General features: G+C 54.6%; 2 protein-coding genes. One reads left to right on the top strand and one right to left on the bottom strand.

Features of this window, described 5'->3' with window-relative positions; genetic code table 11:
• Nucleotides 1-1,001 (bottom strand): IS4 family transposase (locus B9Z48_RS21295; RefSeq protein ID WP_233261220.1); only part of this gene is annotated, 1,001 nt, incomplete at its 3' end.
• On the opposite strand from B9Z48_RS21295, the gene B9Z48_RS21965 reads away from it, so the two are divergent.
• Nucleotides 930-1,163, top strand: a complete 234-nt coding sequence (locus B9Z48_RS21965; protein WP_233261221.1) for a hypothetical protein — start codon at nt 930-932, stop codon at nt 1,161-1,163. The two genes, B9Z48_RS21295 and B9Z48_RS21965, sit on opposite strands and share 72 nt — an antisense overlap.
• The last annotated feature ends 92 nt before the right edge of the window (nt 1,164-1,255 follow it).

The raw sequence follows: 1,255 nt of genomic DNA, 5'->3' as shown, positions 1-1,255 counted from the left end.
ACCTTCACCAACTGCGCCGCACGCATCATGCTCCAACGCACCAAGTTATAGGTCAACAAAAACACCGCGATTTCTTTTCTCACCATGTCCGGCGACTTGCAACGTAAAACATCCATATCCATGGCCACCTTCAGTGTTCGGAAATCAACCTCAATGTTCCAGCGCATTGCGTAAAGCGCAGCAAGCTCTTCAGGGCTTGCCTGCTTAGGCTCCAGCATCGTGGTCACGATGATCTTTCCATTCACGCTGACCTCACGCACCCACAGTCCTGCTGGCATTTGCTCGTATTGCGCTTGGTCGATCCAGGCCGCGCATTTGGGTTTGGGCCACCACACGACGTGGTCAAATTTGCTGTGGATACGCCCTTGTTTGAAATCAACTTGACGCCTGCCGTCATTGGGCATGACCAAATCCACGCCCCGCTGGGCCAACATCTGCACAGCCCACCAAGTGCTGTGCAAGGCATCGGCCAACAAAAGGTCTTTCTCGCTCAAGCTCTCAGAGATTTGGCGCAAAAGAGCCTGTTCGCCACTTGATTTACCGCTCATGGGGCCTTCTGCGTAATTGATGACAGCGCCGCTGGACAGGCTGATGAGGGCACCGATGCGGGCCTGCGGAAATCCCAGGCCCGGTTTTTGGCGGCTGCTTTGTGGCCAAGAGCCCTGATTTTCAAGAGTGTCTGGCATCGAGACGGTAGTGGCATCAAACAGTTTGACCGAGCGACCACGCCAGCCCCAAAGTGGTGCCGCACTGCGCTCGAGTTGTTCACCCAAGAGTGTGCACAAGCGCTGGGGCAGGCCCAAGGCGAGCCTTTTGCGGGCCTTGCAATAAGGGCCAGTGTTCAAGCTGCACTGCGTTTGCCCAGCCGCCGCTCGGGCAACAAGGGCTTGGCTGACAGCTTTTTGGCAGGCCTGATCTGAGGAAAGTGTTTGGTCAATGAACAGTCGCAATGTGACCATGGGCGGATAGATGCGATGTCGATGGTGGCCAACTTCCTCCAAGAATATTTGATCGATTTCTTGGGCGGTGAATGCATGCTCAAGACCGCATTGTCCGGTTTGGGCAAATTGCTGGCGCAATTGCAGCATGTGGTGTTTGAGGCTGGTGAACTTGTTACTATGCACGTGGGCTGGCTTACTACTGAAGCGGGTTGCTGTCTTTGAACAACTTCAGCTTAGCGTCAGGCAGTACAGCCAGTCCACCTGTTTTCTTTACGTAGCGCTTAAGGTAGTGCCATGGGGATCTGACCCCAATT

It is taken from the genome of Limnohabitans sp. WS1, from assembly GCF_003063265.1.
Classification (GTDB): domain Bacteria; phylum Pseudomonadota; class Gammaproteobacteria; order Burkholderiales; family Burkholderiaceae_C; genus Limnohabitans_A.
Note: the sequence above shows the minus strand (reverse complement) of the source record. Positions and strands in the feature narration are given on the sequence as shown.